Annotated in this window: 15 protein-coding genes and 1 other RNA gene; 13 read left to right on the top strand and 3 right to left on the bottom strand. The window is 64.1% G+C overall.

Annotated elements, in window-relative coordinates; all coding sequences use genetic code 11:
* Positions 1-29: 29 nt before the first annotated feature.
* Genes ACLIKD_RS19255 through ptsP form a run of 3 tightly spaced genes read left to right on the top strand, consistent with a single transcriptional unit; the run spans position 30 to position 2,440 of the window.
* Positions 30-419: a PTS sugar transporter subunit IIA gene (locus tag ACLIKD_RS19255; protein WP_226471918.1), complete on the top strand. Its 390-nt coding sequence runs from the start codon at positions 30-32 to the stop codon at positions 417-419.
* A 2-nt stretch (positions 420-421) separates the two neighbouring features.
* Positions 422-691, top strand: coding sequence for an HPr family phosphocarrier protein (locus ACLIKD_RS19250; protein WP_428826288.1), 270 nt, complete (start codon positions 422-424; stop codon positions 689-691).
* A gap of 6 nt (positions 692-697) precedes the next feature.
* Positions 698-2,440: a phosphoenolpyruvate--protein phosphotransferase gene (gene ptsP, locus ACLIKD_RS19245; RefSeq protein ID WP_226417696.1), complete on the top strand. Its 1,743-nt coding sequence runs from the start codon at positions 698-700 to the stop codon at positions 2,438-2,440.
* A gap of 77 nt (positions 2,441-2,517) precedes the next feature.
* Here ptsP and ACLIKD_RS19240 read toward each other — a convergent pair whose 3' ends face one another.
* The gene (locus ACLIKD_RS19240) at positions 2,518-3,105 is read right to left on the bottom strand and encodes a tetratricopeptide repeat protein (protein ID WP_428826287.1); all 588 of its coding nucleotides are present in this window, start codon (positions 3,103-3,105) and stop codon (positions 2,518-2,520) included.
* Positions 3,106-3,279: 174 nt separating this feature from the next.
* Between ACLIKD_RS19240 and ACLIKD_RS19235 the strand changes: the two genes are divergently transcribed.
* The 6 genes from ACLIKD_RS19235 to ACLIKD_RS19210 all read left to right on the top strand — a co-directional run bounded on the left by ACLIKD_RS19235 (position 3,280) and on the right by ACLIKD_RS19210 (position 10,612).
* Complete coding sequence (locus tag ACLIKD_RS19235; RefSeq protein ID WP_428826286.1) at positions 3,280-5,493, top strand: TonB-dependent receptor plug domain-containing protein; 2,214 nt, start codon at positions 3,280-3,282, stop codon at positions 5,491-5,493.
* Positions 5,468-6,055: a Crp/Fnr family transcriptional regulator gene (locus ACLIKD_RS19230; protein WP_428826285.1), complete on the top strand. Its 588-nt coding sequence runs from the start codon at positions 5,468-5,470 to the stop codon at positions 6,053-6,055. The genes ACLIKD_RS19235 and ACLIKD_RS19230 overlap by 26 nt, the downstream gene beginning before the upstream one ends.
* Before the next feature lie 190 nt (positions 6,056-6,245).
* Positions 6,246-8,282, top strand: coding sequence for a TonB-dependent receptor (locus ACLIKD_RS19225; protein ID WP_428826284.1), 2,037 nt, complete (start codon positions 6,246-6,248; stop codon positions 8,280-8,282).
* On the top strand, positions 8,276-9,463 hold the full coding sequence (locus ACLIKD_RS19220) for a sialidase family protein (protein ID WP_428826283.1): 1,188 nt from the start codon (positions 8,276-8,278) through the stop codon (positions 9,461-9,463). Before ACLIKD_RS19225 ends, ACLIKD_RS19220 begins: the two co-directional genes overlap by 7 nt.
* Positions 9,460-9,924: a TlpA family protein disulfide reductase gene (locus tag ACLIKD_RS19215; RefSeq protein ID WP_428826282.1), complete on the top strand. Its 465-nt coding sequence runs from the start codon at positions 9,460-9,462 to the stop codon at positions 9,922-9,924. Before ACLIKD_RS19220 ends, ACLIKD_RS19215 begins: the two co-directional genes overlap by 4 nt.
* Positions 9,925-9,928: 4 nt before the next feature.
* Positions 9,929-10,612 (top strand): energy transducer TonB, encoded by a 684-nt coding sequence (locus ACLIKD_RS19210; protein WP_226417703.1) that lies wholly within the window; start codon positions 9,929-9,931, stop codon positions 10,610-10,612.
* A gap of 13 nt (positions 10,613-10,625) precedes the next feature.
* Here ACLIKD_RS19210 and ssrA read toward each other — a convergent pair.
* Positions 10,626-10,950: a transfer-messenger RNA gene (gene ssrA / locus ACLIKD_RS19205) on the bottom strand.
* A gap of 18 nt (positions 10,951-10,968) precedes the next feature.
* A complete protein-coding gene (locus ACLIKD_RS19200; protein WP_226417704.1) occupies positions 10,969-11,565 on the bottom strand; it encodes a riboflavin synthase in 597 nt (198 codons plus the stop codon).
* 125 nt (positions 11,566-11,690) lie between these two features.
* Between ACLIKD_RS19200 and ACLIKD_RS19195 the strand changes: the two genes are divergently transcribed.
* The 4 genes from ACLIKD_RS19195 (at position 11,691) to ACLIKD_RS19180 (ending at position 16,943) form a co-directional block, all read left to right on the top strand.
* Positions 11,691-12,830 (top strand): ABC transporter substrate-binding protein, encoded by a 1,140-nt coding sequence (locus ACLIKD_RS19195; RefSeq protein ID WP_428826281.1) that lies wholly within the window; start codon positions 11,691-11,693, stop codon positions 12,828-12,830.
* Positions 12,831-12,922: 92 nt separating this feature from the next.
* Complete coding sequence (locus ACLIKD_RS19190; protein ID WP_226417706.1) at positions 12,923-14,062, top strand: ABC transporter substrate-binding protein; 1,140 nt, start codon at positions 12,923-12,925, stop codon at positions 14,060-14,062.
* 83 nt (positions 14,063-14,145) lie between these two features.
* A complete protein-coding gene (locus tag ACLIKD_RS19185) occupies positions 14,146-15,186 on the top strand; it encodes a branched-chain amino acid ABC transporter permease (RefSeq protein WP_428826280.1) in 1,041 nt (346 codons plus the stop codon).
* The gene (locus ACLIKD_RS19180; RefSeq protein WP_428826279.1) at positions 15,183-16,943 is read left to right on the top strand and encodes an ABC transporter permease subunit; all 1,761 of its coding nucleotides are present in this window, start codon (positions 15,183-15,185) and stop codon (positions 16,941-16,943) included. Before ACLIKD_RS19185 ends, ACLIKD_RS19180 begins: the two co-directional genes overlap by 4 nt.
* Position 16,944: the final 1 nt, after the last annotated feature.

Here is a 16,944-nt window from a genome sequence, read left to right as displayed (position 1 = left end):
GCCGGCGGCTTCGGGTTAGAATCCGGCGCATGATCGGAATCCTATTAATCACCCATGGCAGCTACGGCGAGGCGCTGGTGCAGAACGCCTGCCATGTGCTGAACAAGCGCCCGCCACAGCTGATGCAGCTTGGCGTGGCACCGCAGGACGACCCGCTCGACCTGTTGCCGCTCGCCCGCCAGATGCTGGCCCAGGTCGACAACGGCAAAGGGGCGCTGGTCCTCACCGACATCTTCGGCGCCAGCCCGGCCAATCTCGCCCTCAAACTGCTCGAACCCGGCCATATCGAAGGCCTCACCGGCGTCAATCTGCCGATGCTCGTACGCGCCCTGACGTATCGCGAAAAGGGTATGGAAATCCTGCTGCAGCGAGCCAGGGATGGCGCCCGCGACGGCATTTTCAACATGCTGGAACATTGACCATGCTGACCAGAGACACTGAAATCATCAACAAACTGGGCCTGCATGCGCGGGCCTCCGCCAAGCTGACCCAGCTCGCCGGAAAATACAAATCCGAAATCTGGATGTCCAAGGGCGCCCGCCGCATCAACGCCAAGAGCATCATGGGCGTGATGATGCTGGCCGCCGGCAAGGGCGCCACGGTCAGTATCGAAACCGACGGGTCCGACGAAGCGGAGGCGATGGATGCGCTGCTCGCCTTGATTGCCGACTACTTCGGCGAAGGGGAGTAAACCACCATGAGCTTCGCCCTGCACGGTCTCGGCGTCTCCGGCGGCATCGCCATCGGGCGGGCCTTGCTGATGTCGCACGCGACGCTCGAGGTTTCGCACCTGACCGTCGCACCGCGCATGGTCGACAAGGAAATCGCCCGCTTCGAGGCCGCCGTCAAGGCGGTCAAGGATGAACTGGAGGCGATGAAGGGCACGACCGAGCATGCACCGGCCGAGCTTGCCGCCTTCATCGACATCCACACCATGTTCCTCGAAGATCCGGAACTGGTGGACAAGCCGCGCGAGATCATCCGCGAACGACGCTGCAATGCCGAATGGGCGCTGGTCCAGCAGATGGAACACCTGGTCCGCCAGTTCGAACAATTCGACGACCCCTACCTGCGCGAACGCAAGCTCGATGTCCGTCAGGTCGTCGAGCGCGTCATCAAGGAGCTGCTCGGCCACCCCAGCCGCGCCGTGATGAAAGCCGGCAAGGGCCTCAAGGAAGAAACGCTGATCGTCGTCGCCCACGACCTGTCGCCGGCCGATGTCATCACCTTCAAGGAACACCGCTTCGCTTCCTTCATCACCGACGTCGGCGGCGCCACCTCGCACACGGCGATTCTCGCCCGCAGCATGGCGATTCCGTCGGTGGTCGGGATGGAGAATGCCCGCTCGCTGATTCGCGATGGCGAACAGCTGATCGTCGACGGCCAACGGGGCGTCGTCATCGTCAATCCGGACCCGCGCGTGCTCGAGGAATACCAGCTGCGCAAGAACCAGATCGAGCTGGAAGAATCGAAGCTGAAGCGCCTGAAGACGGCCAAATCGCAGACGATCGACGGCGTTGAAGTGCACTTGTACGCCAACATCGAACTGCCCGGCGACATCCCGGAAGCCCTGGAGGGCGGTGCCGAAGGCATCGGCCTGTTCCGCACCGAGTTCCTCTTCCTCGACCGCGGCGACATGCCCGACGAACAGGAGCAGTACGAGGCCTACCGCAAAGTGGTCAAGGGCATGGCCGGCCGGCCGGTCACCATCCGCACCTTCGACCTCGGCAACGACAAGGATCTGCGCCCGGACTCCAGTTTCGGCGACCGGGTCAAGACCAACCCGGCGCTCGGCCGGCGCGCCATCCGGCTATCGCTGGCCGAACCGCAGATGTTCCAGACCCAGTTGCGCGCCATCCTGCGCGCCTCGAAACACGGGCCGATCAAGTTGCTGATTCCGATGCTCGCCCACGCCCACGAAATCGACCAGACGCTGGCCGCGCTGGAACAGGCGAAATCGAGCCTGCGCGGCGAGAAGATCAGCTTCGACGAAAACATCGAGGTCGGCGGCATGATCGAAATTCCGGCGGCCGCGCTGGCCATCGGCCTCTTCCTGCGCCGGCTGAATTTCCTGTCGATCGGCACCAACGACCTGATCCAGTACACGCTGGCCATCGACCGCTCCGACGAGCAGGTCGCCGCGCTCTACGACCCGCTGCACCCGGCCGTCCTGATGCTGCTGGCGCACACCATGGCGAGCGCCGAAAAGGTCGGCATCCCGGTTTCGGTCTGCGGGGAAATGGCCGGCGACCCGAAGCTGACCCGGCTCTTCCTCGGCATGGGTCTGCGCATCTTCTCGATGCACCCGTCGCAGATCCTCAAGGTGAAGAACCGCGTCCTGAAGGCCGATGTCAGCGAACTCGCCCCCAACGTCCGGCGCATGCTGCGCCTCGAAGAACCGGGCAAGCTGCGCGAAGCGCTGGAAAAACTGAACGCCTGATTGAAGGCCAGCCCCGGCGGGGCTGGCTCCCGGTCTCGCCGGATATTGGCCCGGCCGCAGCCGGGCCGCGGAAAAACTCAGCGCAGGCTGGTCTGGCTGGCCAAGGCAGCCGTTGCCGTCGGCCGCTCGTCGCTGATCCCGGCACGCCGTTTGAGGTCGGCCAGCACCTGGGCTGAACTGCTCCGCGCTGCCACCAGTTGTTCCCGACGGTCGCGCTCTTCGATCAGGGTCAGCGCCTGCTGGCGCCAGGCGACCATCTGCGGTTGGTGCTCATGGTGCAGATGATGCCGGCGATTCATCGTGAACCAGCGATGCGCTTCCTCCTGATCGGCGGCAACGCCCTGACCGACCTGGTACATCAGGCCGATCTGGAACTGCGATGCCTTGTCGCCCCGCTCGGCGGCCACGCGATACCAGCGCAAGGCCTCAGCATAGTCGGTCGGCACGCCGTCGCCGTGCTGGTGAATTACCGCCAGGTTGTAGGCGGCATCGACATTTCCCTGTTCGGCCCAGGCTTTCCAGATCGCCACCGCGGGCACCGTCTCGCCCCCCTTGTGCAGTTTTGCCGCCTGCCGCAGATCGGCGTCGACATTTCCCGCATGGGCGGCGAGACAGGTCAGGGAACAAACGACAGCGAGACAAAAACGGGCAAGGAGCGAGGTCATTGGGCGAACTTCCTGAACGTTGCAGCGGTGGAATTGGGAGGAAACATGCTAGACCGCGACCCCGCCCTTTGGAACTAGACAAATTGCCGCGCGACAATTTGCCGCATTCCCGCCCTGCCCTTACTCCCGGACAATCTGACCCCGCTTAAATACCAATAATTCAGGGAGAACTTCATGGGGAACCGTATTCGTCCGCTGACCGCCGCAATGGCTGTCGCCTTTTCGACAACTGCCGTCTGGCAAAGCGCCGCGGCGCAGAGCGCGACGGTTCTCGACGATGTCGTCGTCAGCGCGAGCAAGATCCGCGAACTGCCCACGGCCGACGCCATCAACAACCGGCAAATTGCGCCGCAGCGGCCGGCGACGAGCGATACGGCCAGCCTGCTGAAGGATATTCCCGGCGTCAGCATCCATGGCGCCGGCGGCGTTTCCGGACTGCCGGCGATCCACGGCCTGGCCGATGACCGTCTGCGCATCAAGGTCGATGGCATGGATCTGATCTCGGCCTGCGCCAATCACATGAACCCGGCGCTGTCCTACATCGATCCGAGCAATGTCGACAGCCTCAAGGTATACGCCGGCATCACTCCGGTCAGCGTCGGCGGCGACAGCATCGGCGGGGCGATCATCGTCAATTCGCCAGCCCCGCGCTTCGCCAAGGCCGGCGAGGGGCTGCTGACCGGCGGCGAGCTGGGCAGTTTCTATCGCTCGAACGGCGATGCCTGGGGCGTCAATGCCTCGGCCACCATTGCCACGGAAAATCTCAGCATCCGCTACAGCGCCTCGACCGCCCAATCCGACAACTACAAGTCGGCCAAGGAGTTCAAGCCGGGCGTTCTGGCGACGGGCACGAGCAAAGGATCGCGCTGGATTGCCGGCGACGAGGTGGCCTCGACGGCCTACAAGACCCAAAACCAACAGCTGGGCGTCGCTTACCGGCTCGACAACCACCTGTTCGATCTGAAACTGGGCTATCAGCACATCCCTTACCAGGGATTCCCGAACCAGCACATGGACATGACCGACAACAAGAGCACCCAGGTCAATCTCGGCTATACCGGACAATATGCCTGGGGCACGCTTGAATCGCGCGTCTATCACGAACGAACCCGGCACAAGATGGATTTTGCCGAGGACAAATATTTCTACACCCTCGGCATGCCGATGAATACCGAGGGCAAGAATACGGGGGCCCTGGTCAAGGCCGAGATCAACCTTTCCGAGCGCGACCTGCTGCGGGTCGGCAGCGAATACCAGCGCTACCGCCTGGACGACTGGTGGCCGCCGGTCGGCACCGGCGGCATGTCCCCGAACACCTTCGTCAATATCAACAACGGCCAGCGCGACCGCTTCGACCTCTTTGGCGAATGGGAAGGCCGCTGGACGCCGCAATGGATGACGCTGATCGGCGTGCGCGGCAGCCAGGTCACCATGGATGCGGGTCGGGTCGCCGGCTACAAGACGACCTACGACACCAGTACGCCCCCCTACAACGCCAATACCTTCAACAATCGGGACCGCTCGCGCACCGATCACAACCTGGACCTGACGCTGCTCGCGCGCTACACGCCGGATGCCAGCCAGACCTATGAGGGCGGCTATTCCCGCAAGACCCGCTCGCCGAGTCTCTACGAACGCTATACGTGGTCGGGCAACGGCATGGGGATGACCATGAACAACTGGGTCAACGACGGCAACGGCTATGTCGGCAACGTCGACCTCAAACCGGAAGTGGCGCACACCGTCAGCGTCAGTGCCGACTGGCACGATGCCGCCCGGACCAACTGGGGCGTCAAGCTGACGCCCTATTACAGCCTGGTCGACAACTACATCGATGCCACCCAGGCCATCGGCAAAACCTGGGTCGCCGGCCAGTTCAACTACCTGACCCTGGCCAACCAGGATGCCCGCCTGTACGGCCTCGACCTCTCCGGCTTTGCAGCGCTCGGCAGGATCGATGGGATTGGCGGCTTCACGGCGCGCGGCGTCATCGGCTATACGCACGGCAAGAACCGCAGCACCGGCAACAATCTCTACAACATCATGCCGCTCAATGCCCGCCTGGCTCTCGACCATCGCCTCGGCAACTGGACCAACACCATCGAGGAGGTGCTGGTCAGCGCCAAGGACGACGTCTCGGCAGTCCGCAACGAGATGAAGACGGCCGGCTACGGTCTGCTCAACCTGCGCAGCAGCTACGAGTGGAAGAGCCTCCGCTTCGATATCGGCCTGGAAAATGCGCTGGACAAGCAATACGCGCTGCCGCTCGGCGGCGCCTATACCGGCCAGGGCCGAACCATGTCGCTGAACGGCGCCGGCGCTCCCTACGGCGTCACCGTTCCCGGCATGGGACGCTCGCTCTATGCCGGCATCAATATCAAGTTCTAGGCACCAGGCAGCCTTCGCCAGGTCGGCGGGAATCGGCGAGGCGATTTGCCAGGCTGGTGACGACGGCCTGGCGTGGCGCCTGCGCAGCGGCGTGGTCAGGCTCGACATGCCCGGCCGGCGAGGCGCGAGCTTTGCCAGCCTGGCCATCGCGGGCGACATTATCGGCTGCGAAACACTGCTCTTCGGCGCCTACACCTTCAGCGCCACGGCGCTCACCCAGTGCGAACTGGCCCCCTGGCCAGAGGGAGAGTCAGCCAAGGCTGGCGAGTCGCTGCTCGCATCGCTCGCCACGGCACAACGGCGGGCCGCCGATATCGTCGCCCTGCGCGGCGGCCAGGCCACCGACCGGGTCATCGGCCTGATCCGCCTGCTGGCCGATGGCGCCGGGCGAGTCGTCCTGCCGTCCCGGCAGGATATTGCCGACATCACCGATCTGCGCTTTGAAACCATCTCGCGCATCATCAAAACCCTCGAACGCTCGCAGCTGCTGGCCCCGGTGAAGATCGAAGGGGTCCATGCAACCCGGGGTTTTCAGCTCAATCCGGCCAGCCTGGCCTATTGACTCGACATAAACCGCCGGGGCGCGACAATTTGCCGCACCCCGGGCGCCGGCAACGGCCCGTATCATCCAATCCTAAACATATGTTTATTAAGTATTTTTGATACGAATCAATTAGGATTTCATGATGAAGCAAGTGGCACCTTCACCGTTGGCGATCGCTCTTTGCGCAGTTTTTTTCCCCGCCACTAGCATGGCCGCCGATCAGGCGCTCGGCGAGGTCACCGTGACCGCCACCCGCGAAGGACAACTGGTTGCCGAAACCCCGGCGAGCATCGGGGTGATCAAGGACAAGACCCTGCGCGAAGTGCGCCCGACCCACCCGTCGGAAATCATGAGCCAGGTGCCTGGCGTCTGGGTCAATGTGACCGGCGGCGAAGGCCACCAGACGGCGATCCGCCAGCCACTGACCACCAGCCCGGTGTACCTCTATCTGGAGGACGGCATCCCGACCCGGTCCACCGGCTTCTTCAATCACAATGCCTTGTACGAGGTGAATCTGCCGATGGCCGGTGGCATCGAGATCAACAAGGGGCCGGGCAGCGCGCTCTACGGCTCCGACGCGATCGGCGGCGTGATCAACGTGCTGACCCGCCGGCCGCCGACCGGGCCGGAAATCGACGGCTCCCTCGAGGCCGGCTCCTACGGCTGGAAACGGGCGATGATCACCGGCGGCAATGCCTTCGGCGACCATGCCTTCCGCGCCGATCTCAATCTCAGCCATACCGACGGCTGGCGCGACAGCACCGCCTACGACCGGCAGAGCGGCACGCTGCGCTGGGATAGCGCGATCGGCAACGATGCCGTGCTGAAGACAGTCGCCACCTTTTCCAATATCGACCAGGAAACCGCCGGCAGTTCGGCCATTTCCAGGAACGATTACGAAAACAACCCGCGCACCAACTACACGCCGATCTCGCTGCGCAAGGTCCAGGCCGTTCGGCTATCCACCGCCTACGAGAAGGAATCCGGCGATTCGCTGTTGAGCATCACCCCCTATTACCGCTACAACTCGATGGATTTGCTGGCCAACTGGTCGCTGGCCTACGACCCGACGCGCTACACCAGCGAAAACCAGTCGCTCGGCGCCCAGATCAAATATCGCCAGGATTTCGCCCCGCTGCGCACGCGCCTGATCGTCGGCGTCGATATCGACAACAGCCCGGGCAGCCGCGTCGAAGACAGTATCACCACGACCCGGGTGGGCAGCGGTTATACGGCGATCTATACCGCTTACGGCATCGGCGCCCGGGTCTACGATTACGACGTCACCTATCGCGGCATTTCGCCCTATGTGCATGGCGAGATTTCGCCGCTGCAGAAGCTTCGCGTCACCGCCGGCCTGCGTTACGACGCGGTCAGCTACCAGTACAGCAACCGTATGGCGAGCACGCCGGTCCTCGCCGGAGGCCGTTACTACGGCCAGGTCGGCGATACCGACATCGATTTCCAGCACCTCAGCCCGAAGCTCGGGGCGACCTATGCCTTCACCGACTCGCTGAACGGCTTTGTCGCCTACAACCACGCCTTCCGCACCCCGTCCGAAGGCCAGCTCTTCCGGCCCGCCGCGGCCACCTCGGCGAGCCTGGCGCGGGCTGCTGCCGACGCCGCCCAGCAACTCAAGCCGATCAAGGTCGACAGCTACGAAATCGGCTTGCGCGGCAAAATCAGCAGTGCGGTAAATTACGAGATTTCGGCCTATCACATGACCAAGAAGGACGACATCCTCAGTTACAAGGATCCGCTCAGCAATGTCACGACCGCGACCAACGCCGGCAAGACCCTGCACCGCGGCGTCGAAGTCGGCCTCGGCGCCCAGCTGGCCTCCTTGTGGCGGTTCGACAGCGCCTTCTCCTACGCCAAGCACACCTACGAGACGTGGAAGATCGGCAGCACCGACTACAGCGGCCGGGAAATGGAAATTGCCCCGCGCGTCGTCGCCAACACCCGCCTGAGCTACGGCGAGGCGAAAAGCGGCCTGGCCCAACTGGAATGGGTGCATTTCGGCAGCTGGTGGTCGGATCAGGCCAACACCGCCAAGTACCCGGGACACGATCTGCTGAACCTGCGCGGCCAGTATCCGCTGGCCCGCGACATGAACCTCTTCGCCAATGTCCATAACCTGGCCGACAAGCGCTACGCTGAAAGCACCAGCGTCACCTCGGGGTTCGAGACCTTCGCCCCCGGCCTGCCGCGCACCCTCACCGTCGGGGTCCAGGCCAAATGGTAGGCGCCATTGTCACGCTGCTGGCCGGCTGCCTGATCGCCACCGGGGCCGCCGCCCATGAACCAGCCGGCCATGCGGCAGGCAAACCGGATTTTTCCCGGATGTGGCAGGAGCGCCTGGAGAGCGCCCCGCGCCTGGCAGTGGCCGCCACTTTCGACGCCAATGGCCGGCTGTGGCTGGCGCGCACGGTCGGCAAACAATTGCAGGTCAGCCATTCGGATGACGCCGGTCTGCATTTTTCGCCGGCGGTTGCGGTGAACCGCGAGCCGGAGCTAATTTCCGCCGATGGCGAAGCCCGCCCGGCGATCGCCGTGGTCGATCAGCGGGTCTATCTGAGCTGGACCCAGCCTCTACCGCAAGCCTTCGCCGGCCACATCCGCTTTGCCGCCTCGGCCGATGGCGGCGCGACCTTCGCCGAGCCGCTGACCATCAACGACAATCGGCAAGCCATCACCCACCGCTTCAATGCCATGCTCGCCAACGAGCACGGCGTCACCCTGGCCTGGATCGACAAGCGCGACGGCGACGGCCAGCCAGCCTACCGCGGCGCCGCGATCTACACCGCCCAGTCGACCGACGGCGGCCGCAGTTTTGCCGCCAACCGCAAGCTCGCCGATCATTCCTGCGAATGCTGCCGGATCGGCCTGGCCGCCGACCGCGATGGCACGCCGCTGGCTTTCTGGCGGCACATTTTTGGCCGCAACGAACGCGATTTCGCCATCGCCCGCCTCGGCGAACCCTTGCAGCGCGCCTCGACCGACGGCTGGGCCATCGATGCCTGCCCGCATCACGGTGGCAGTCTGGCCGTCGATGAGCAGGGCGGCCGGCACATCGCCTGGTTCACCGGCGCCGCCAAATCGCCCGGCCTGCATTACCGGCGCATCGACGGCGAGCGGATGAGCGTTCCGCTGTCCTTTGGCGACCTCGATGCCCAGGCCGGCCATCCGGCCGTCGCCACGGCCGGCAGCGACATCGATCTGGTCTGGCGCGAATTCGACGGGCGCGAAAACCGCATCGTCGCCATCCATTCCGCCGACCGCGGCCAGACCTGGAGCAAGCCGATGCGCCTCGCCGCCACCGCCGGCGCCGCCGACGACCCGCTGCTGATCAACGGCCGTGGCGCGATCTGGCTGATCTGGAATACCGCCGACAACGGCCTGAAGATTGTCCGCCTCGACACATGAAAACGCTCGCCCTGCTCCTCCTGCTGATTTCGGCAAGCAGCCATGCCGAGATCAGGCCCTTCGTGCCGGGCAGCCTGCAACAAATCCAGGCCGAACAGGCCGGAAAGCCGTTCATCCTGGCCCTTTGGTCCGCCACCTGCATCCATTGCCCGGGCGAACTGAAGACCTTGGCCAAACTGGCCCGCCGACATCCGCGCCTGAACATCGTCCTGCTCGCCACAGACACCCCGGACGAGGCCGCGCAACTGGAAAAACTCGCCCTCGGCTACGGTCTCGGCAAGCAGGCGCAATGGGTTTTCGCCGACCCGCAGCCGGAAAAGCTGCGCTTCGAGATCGACCGCCGCTGGTTCGGCGAACTGCCGCGCACCTATTTTTTCGACCGCAACCACCAGCGCACTGCCAGCTCCGGAGTCATCCCGGTTGAGCAACTCGAACACTGGGTCGGCGAACACGTAAAATAACGCCATGGTCAGCAATCGCCTTTCCCTCGAATCAGGCCCACCCGAATGGCGGCGGAGCGGCCATTTTTTCCTCGCGGCCGCGCTGCTGCACGGGCTGATCCTGTTCTATCCGCTGAAGCTCGCCATCGACCAGCTGGAAATTCCGCCACCCGCCACCATCGCAGTTCGCCTGCTCGAGCCGGCGCCGCCCCAGCAGGCCCCAACGCCCGCCCAGAAGCCAGTTCCGGTTGCCCAGCCAACGGTCAGCCGGCAGCGCGAGCGGCCGCAGCCGACACCGCGTCCGTTACTCGCCATGCGCGCCGAGCAGGCCGTGCCATCCCCAACTTTTTCGGTACCGGCCCCGAGCGCCGCCCCGCCGGCTCCCCCGGCCGCTGCTCCGACGGCCAGCGCGGCACCGGTCACGGTCACCCCGGCCCGTTTCGACGCCGCCTACCTGCACAATCCGGAACCGAAATACCCGCCACTCTCCCGGCGCCTCGGCGAGGAAGGCAAGGTGTTGCTCAGGGTGCGGGTCAGCCGGGATGGTCAGCCGGCGACGATCGATTTTGAAAAAAGCAGTAATTTCGAGCGGCTCGACGAAGCCGCCAAGCAGGTCGTGGCGCGCTGGCGCTTCATTCCGGCGAAACGGGGCGACGAGGCGATTGAAGCCTCGGTGATCATTCCCATTGTCTTTCGGCTGGATGGTTGAGGCAGGCCGGACGTGACGACGGGGACCGAAGTCCCCGCCGGCTATCTTTGGTAACAAGGCTCCAGCAGCCCCGGCTGAAAGCTTATGCAGCTACAGCGAAACGCTCATCGTTGGCGTTTGAGAATTTGCTTCATTAACGTCGATCGCCTGACGAGTTGCCTGCGCACCTTTGCCCGCCCTGTCGAAGCCAGTACACCCCCATCTAAAGACACCGGAATGCCCTTAGGTGGAGGTGAGGGGAATCGAACCCCTGTCCAGAACGCCTCCAGATTGCCGGAATTACAACCATGCTTCGAATTATGGGGGCGGGGGGGGCGATTTACAAGAGCCGACCCCGGAGCAATTTTTCAATCGCCTCAGAGTTCGCGTTCGGCACTGAGCAGGCGCTCGCAGTAGCGGGCGATCAGATCGACTTCGAGATTCACCCGGCTGCCCGGCTGGAGATTGTTCAGCGTCGTATTTTCCAGCGTGTGCGGGATCAGGTTGATGGTGAACACCTGGCCGCTGACCTCGTTGGTGGTCAGGCTGACGCCATTGACGGTGACCGATCCCTTGCGCGCGATGTAGCGGGCGATTTCCTTCGGGGCGAGGATTTCCAGCATCCGGTTGTCACCGACCGGCTCGAAACGCAGCACTTCGCCGACTCCATCGACGTGGCCGGAAACCAGATGGCCGCCCAGCCGATCAGCCAGACGCAGCGCCTTTTCCAGATTGACCGGGCCGGGCGCGTCGAGACCGACAGTGCACGACAGCGTTTCGGGCGAGACATCGACCATGAATTGGTTGGCGTCCTTGGCCACCACGGTCAGGCAGACCCCGTTGTGGGCGATCGAGTCGCCCAGCGCGACATCGTCGAGGCCGAGCGTGCCGGCCTCGACATGCAGACGGAAGCCGACTTCGCGGGCGGTGAGGTGAGTGATGCGGCCAACCGCCGCGATGATCCCAGAGAACATGGCAGAACCCGTTTGCGTAAAGGGGCAAACTTTAGCACGGCCGCTTGACCGGACGACTTGCCAGAATGGCTCGTTGCCAATAGGGTTTCACCTTTGCGTAATCGATTCATCAAAGGGAGACAAAGTTGAACAAAACGCTACTCGCCGCACTGCTCTCAACCATCGCCGCCACTGCGCTGGCCGACATCAACGTCGGCGTCACGCTGTCGGCGACCGGCCCGGCCGCCTCGCTCGGCATACCGGAAAAGAACACCATCGACCTGTTGCCGAAAAGCATCGCCGGGCAGAAGGTCAATTACCTCGTGCTCGACGACGCATCCGACACCACCACGGCGGTCAAGAACACCAAGAAGCTGATCAGCGAAAACAAGGTCGACCTGATCATCGGCTCGACGACGACGCCCAATTCCCTGGCCATGGTCGGCGTTGCCGCCGAGGGCGAGACGCCGATGATCGCCCTGGCCGCCTCGGCGCGCATCGTCGAGCCGATGGACGACAAGCGCAAATGGGTCTTCAAGACACCGCAGAACGATGCCCAGATGTCGACCGCGATCATCGAGCACATGACCAACAACAACATCAAAACCGTGGCCTACATCGGTTTTTCCGACGCCTACGGCGAAGGCTGGTGGAACGAGTTCTCCAAGCTGGCCGAAGTGCGCAAGATCGCGCTGGTCGGCAACGAGCGCTTCAATCGCACCGATACCACGGTAACCGGCCAGATTCTGAAAATCCTTTCCGCCAAGCCGGATGCCGTACTGATCGGCGGCGCCGGCACGCCGGCCGCGCTGCCGCAGAAATCGCTGAAGGAAAAGGGCTACAAGGGCATCATTTACCAGACGCACGGCGTCGCCAACAACGACTTCCTACGCGTCTGCGGCAAGGATTGCGAAGGCACCGTTCTGCCAACCGGCCCGGTACTGGTCGCCGGGCAATTGCCGGCCGACAATCCGGTGAAGAAATCGGCCACCGAATACGTCACCCGCTACGAAGCCGCCCACGGCAAGGGCAGCGTCAATGCCTTCGGCGGCTACGCCTGGGATGCCGGCCAGCTGTTGGCCGCCGCCGCGCCACAGGCCCTGAAGACGGCGCAACCGGGCAGCCGCGAATTCCGTCTGGCGCTGCGCGATGCGCTGGAAGCGACGAAGAATGTCGCCGGCGCCCACGGCGTCTTCAACATGAGCGCCAGCGACCACCTCGGCCTCGATCAGCGGGCCCGGGTCATGGTCACCGTGCAGCAGGGCGCCTGGAAACTGTCCCGCTGAATCACCCGGCAACAGCTGGCACGCTGCGTCCGGCCAATGCCGGCCAGACACGGCGTGCTAAAATTTCGCGTTACTCCTTTCGGAATAAGACCATGCTAAAGAAACTGACTGTCGCCGTTCTCGCTGCTTTGTCCACCGCCGCCCTGGCCGACGTCAATGTCGGGGTTTCGGTTTCGGCCACCGGCCCGGCCGCTTCGCTCGGCATTCCGGAAAAGAACACCATCGCCCTGCTGCCGACCAGCATCGGCGGCCAGAAGATCAATTACATCGTGCTCGACGATGCCACCGACCCGACGGCAGCGACCAAGAACATCAAGAAGCTGATCAGCGAAAACAAGGTCGACGTAATGATCGGCTCGACCACCACGCCGAACTCCCTGGCCATGATGGATGTCGCCGTCGATAACGAAACGCCGCTGATTTCGATGGCCGGTTCCGCCATCGTCGTCGAGCCGGTGGACGCCAAGCGGCGCTGGGTCTTCAAGACGGCCCAGAACGATGCCCACATGGCGACCGCCATCGTCCAGCACATGACCGACCGCAACGTCCAGACCGTCGCCTTCATCGGCTTTGCCGATGCCTACGGCGAAGGCTGGTACAAGGAGTTCGCCAAGATCGCCGAAGCCCGCAAGCTGAAGATCGTCGCCAGCGAACGCTACCAGCGCAACGACACCTCGGTGACCGGCCAGACGCTGAAGATCATCGCCGCCAAACCGGATGCCGTACTGGTCGGCAGTGCCGGGACGCCGGCCGCGCTGCCGCAGAAATCGCTGAAGGAAAAGGGCTACAAGGGCCTGGTCTACCAGACGCACGGCGTCGCCAACAACGACTTCCTGCGCGTCGGTGGCAAGGATGTCGAAGGCGCCTTCCTGCCGGTCGGCCCGATGATGGTTGCGGCGCAACTGCCGAACGACAATCCGGTCAAGAAATCGGCGCTGGAATATGTCGGCAAGTACGAAGCCGCCCACGGCAAGGGCAGCGTCAGCTCCTTCGGCGGCCACGCCTGGGATGCCGGCGTGCTGCTGCAGAATGCCATTCCGCAGGCCTTGAAGGCCGGCAAGCCGGGCACCGTCGAGTTTCGCCGCGCCCTGCGCGATGCGCTCGAAGGGACCAAGAATCTGGCCGGCGCGCACGGCGTTTTCAACATCACCGCAAACGACCACCAGGGTTTCGATCAGCGCGCCCGCGTCATGGCAACCATCGAAAACAACACCTGGAAGCTCGTCAAATAATCTAGCCGTCGGCGTGCCGGCATAACAGCTGGCCCCTGCCGTGCTCAGGCACGGTTGAGGGCCAGTTGCCGTTTTGGGTAACTATGGATCTCCAAATCTTCCTTCTTCTCGGCCAGGACGGCATCACCAATGGTGCCGTCTATGCCTTGCTGGCCCTCGCTCTGGTGCTGGTTTTCGCGGTCACCCGCGTGATCTTCATCCCGCAGGGTGAGTTCGTCGCCTTCGGCGCGCTGACCCTGGCCTCGCTGCAGGCCGGCCAGGTGCCGGGAACCATCTGGCTGCTGCTCGGCCTGGGCACCACGGTGGCCGTGCTCGACGGCATCCGCCTGGTGCGTGAAGGCCGTTACGCCAAGCTGCCGCCGCTGCTGATCTTCAATATCGGCGGCCCGCTGCTCGCCGCCGCCGGTCTTTTCGCCGTGCCGCCGACCCAGTTGCCGCTCGCCGTACAGGTCGTCATCTCCATCCTGCTGGTCGTGCCGATGGGGCCGATGCTCTACCGCATCGCCTTCCAGCCGCTGGCCAACGCTCCGGTACTCGTCCTGCTCATCGTCTCGATCGCCCTGCACCTCGCCCTGACCGGTCTCGGCCTGCTCTTCTTCGGAGCCGAAGGCTCGCGCACCCCGGCCTTCACCGACCTCAGCTTCGAACTCGGCGGGGCGCCGCTGCAAGGCCAGACCATCCTGGTTGTGATGGCCTCGACCGTGCTGATCATCGCCCTCTATTTCTTCTTCGAACGCACCATCTACGGCAAGGCCCTGCGCGCCACCGCGATGAACCGGACCGGGGCCCGCCTGATGGGCATCCCGCCGATCCTCGCCGGCAAGCTGTGCTTTACGCTGGCGGCGGCGATCGGCGCCGTTTCCGGCATCCTGATCGCGCCGCTGACCACCATTTATTACGATTCCGGCTTCCTGATCGGCCTCAAGGGCTTCGTCGGCGCCATCATCGGCGGCTTGGCCTCCTATCCGATCGCCGCCCTCGGCGCCATTCTGGTCGGCCTGCTCGAATCCTATTCCTCCTTCTACGCCAGCGCCTTCAAGGAAGTCATCGTGTTCACGCTGATCATCCCGGTGCTGCTCTGGCGCTCTCTGACCTCGCGCCACATCGAGGAGGAAGAAGAATGAAGCGGCATCTTCCCCTCACCCTGTTCATTGCCGCGCTGGTCGTCGGCCCGTTGGTCCTGCCCGAATTCACGGTCACCCTGCTCAACTACATCGGCCTGTACACCATCGTCGCGGTCGGCCTGGTGCTGCTGACCGGCGTCGGCGGCCTGACGTCCTTCGGCCAGGCTGCCTTTGTCGGCCTCGGCGCCTACACGACGGCCTGGCTGACCACGGTTTACGGCCTGTCGCCCTGGCTGACGCTGCTCATCGGCCTGGCCCTGACCGCTTCGGTGGCCCTCTTCATCGGTTTCATCACGCTGCGCATGGGCGGCCATTACCTGCCCCTCGGCACCATCGCCTGGGGCATCAGCCTCTATTACCTGTTCGGCAATGTCGAATTCCTCGGCGGCCACACCGGCATCACCGGCATTCCCAACATTTCGCTGTTCGGTTGGGAATTGAAATCCGGGCGCGAGTTTTACTATCTGATCTGGCTGGTCGTGCTGCTCGCCATCCTCAGCCTGAGCAATCTGCTCGATTCGCGCGTCGGCCGGGCTATCCGCGCCCTCAAGGGCGGCGCGGTGATGGCCGAAGCGATGGGCATCAACACACCGCGCACCAAGATCGTCATTTTCCTCATCGCCGCGCTGCTGGCCAGCGCTTCCGGCTGGCTGTACGCCCACCTGCAACGTTTCGTCAGCCCGACGCCATTCGCCCTCAACCAGGGTATCGAGTACCTGTTCATGGCCGTCGTCGGCGGGGCCGGCTACGTCTGGGGCGCCGTCCTCGGGGCCGGGCTGATTACCATCCTCAAGCAATGGCTGCAGGACTGGCTGCCGCAGATTCTCGGCCAGAGCGGCAATTTCGAAATCATCGTCTTCGGCATCGCGATGATCCTGATCCTGCAGAAAGCGCGCGACGGGCTGTGGCCGGTCATCCTCAAGCTGTTGCCGGAGCGCAAGGAAAGCCGGCGGGTACCGCAGGCCGCCGCTCTGGCGAAACGGCCGGCTGCGGAAAGCGGTCGCCTGCTGCTTTCCGCCGAGAATGTCAGCAAGCGCTTCGGCGGCCTGGTCGCCAACGACCAGCTGTCGCTGACCGTCAAGGCCGGTGAAATCATGGCCCTGATCGGCCCGAACGGCGCCGGCAAGAGCACCATGTTCAACTGCATTTCCGGCGTCAGCCCGGCCAGCGAAGGCAGCATTGCCTTCCAGGGCAAGCCGACCGCCGCGATGATCTCGCGCGATATCGCCCGGCTCGGCATGAGCCGGACTTTCCAGCACGTTCGCCTGCTCGGCCAGATGACGGTGCTCGAAAACGTCGCCATCGGCGGCCATCTGCGTGGCAGCAAAGGTGTCCTGGCGGCCGCCCTGCGCCTCGATCGGCACGAAGAAAACCGCCTGCTCGCCGAAGCGGCTCGCCAGATCGAACGGGTCGGCCTCGCCGAACACATGTTCGAGCCGGCCGGCAGCCTGGCCCTCGGCCAGCAGCGCATTGTCGAAATTGCCCGGGCGCTGTGCTCCGACCCGGTCCTGCTGCTTCTAGACGAACCGGCTGCCGGCCTGCGTTACCGCGAAAAGCTGGCCCTCGCCGACCTGCTGCGCCGACTGCGCAGCGAAGGCATGGGCATCCTGCTGGTCGAACACGACATGGATTTCGTCATGGGCCTGGCCGACCGCGTCGTCGTCATGGAGTTCGGCAAGAAGATCGCCGAAGGACAACCCGAGGAAGTCCAGCGCGATCCACGGGTTCTCGAAGCCTACCTCGGCGGAGTCGAGTGAT

The organism is Azonexus sp. IMCC34842 (assembly GCF_050368855.1).
GTDB classification, from domain to species: Bacteria; Pseudomonadota; Gammaproteobacteria; order Burkholderiales; family Rhodocyclaceae; genus Azonexus; species Azonexus denitrificans_A.
Note: the sequence above shows the minus strand (reverse complement) of the source record. Positions and strands in the feature narration are given on the sequence as shown.

What these genes read in the sequence shown, in the direction of transcription:
- ACLIKD_RS19255 (WP_226471918.1), top strand. Translation starts at nt 30, where the DNA reads ATGATCGGAATCCTATTAATCACCCATGGCAGCTACGGCGAGGCGCTG.
- ACLIKD_RS19250 (WP_428826288.1), top strand. Translation starts at nt 422, where the DNA reads ATGCTGACCAGAGACACTGAAATCATCAACAAACTGGGCCTGCATGCG.
- ptsP (WP_226417696.1), top strand. Translation starts at nt 698, where the DNA reads ATGAGCTTCGCCCTGCACGGTCTCGGCGTCTCCGGCGGCATCGCCATC.
- ACLIKD_RS19240 (WP_428826287.1), bottom strand. Translation starts at nt 3,105, where the DNA reads ATGACCTCGCTCCTTGCCCGTTTTTGTCTCGCTGTCGTTTGTTCCCTG.
- ACLIKD_RS19235 (WP_428826286.1), top strand. Translation starts at nt 3,280, where the DNA reads ATGGGGAACCGTATTCGTCCGCTGACCGCCGCAATGGCTGTCGCCTTT.
- ACLIKD_RS19230 (WP_428826285.1), top strand. Translation starts at nt 5,468, where the DNA reads ATGCCGGCATCAATATCAAGTTCTAGGCACCAGGCAGCCTTCGCCAGG.
- ACLIKD_RS19225 (WP_428826284.1), top strand. Translation starts at nt 6,246, where the DNA reads ATGGCCGCCGATCAGGCGCTCGGCGAGGTCACCGTGACCGCCACCCGC.
- ACLIKD_RS19220 (WP_428826283.1), top strand. Translation starts at nt 8,276, where the DNA reads ATGGTAGGCGCCATTGTCACGCTGCTGGCCGGCTGCCTGATCGCCACC.
- ACLIKD_RS19215 (WP_428826282.1), top strand. Translation starts at nt 9,460, where the DNA reads ATGAAAACGCTCGCCCTGCTCCTCCTGCTGATTTCGGCAAGCAGCCAT.
- ACLIKD_RS19210 (WP_226417703.1), top strand. Translation starts at nt 9,929, where the DNA reads ATGGTCAGCAATCGCCTTTCCCTCGAATCAGGCCCACCCGAATGGCGG.
- ACLIKD_RS19200 (WP_226417704.1), bottom strand. Translation starts at nt 11,565, where the DNA reads ATGTTCTCTGGGATCATCGCGGCGGTTGGCCGCATCACTCACCTCACC.
- ACLIKD_RS19190 (WP_226417706.1), top strand. Translation starts at nt 12,923, where the DNA reads ATGCTAAAGAAACTGACTGTCGCCGTTCTCGCTGCTTTGTCCACCGCC.
- ACLIKD_RS19185 (WP_428826280.1), top strand. Translation starts at nt 14,146, where the DNA reads ATGGATCTCCAAATCTTCCTTCTTCTCGGCCAGGACGGCATCACCAAT.
- ACLIKD_RS19180 (WP_428826279.1), top strand. Translation starts at nt 15,183, where the DNA reads ATGAAGCGGCATCTTCCCCTCACCCTGTTCATTGCCGCGCTGGTCGTC.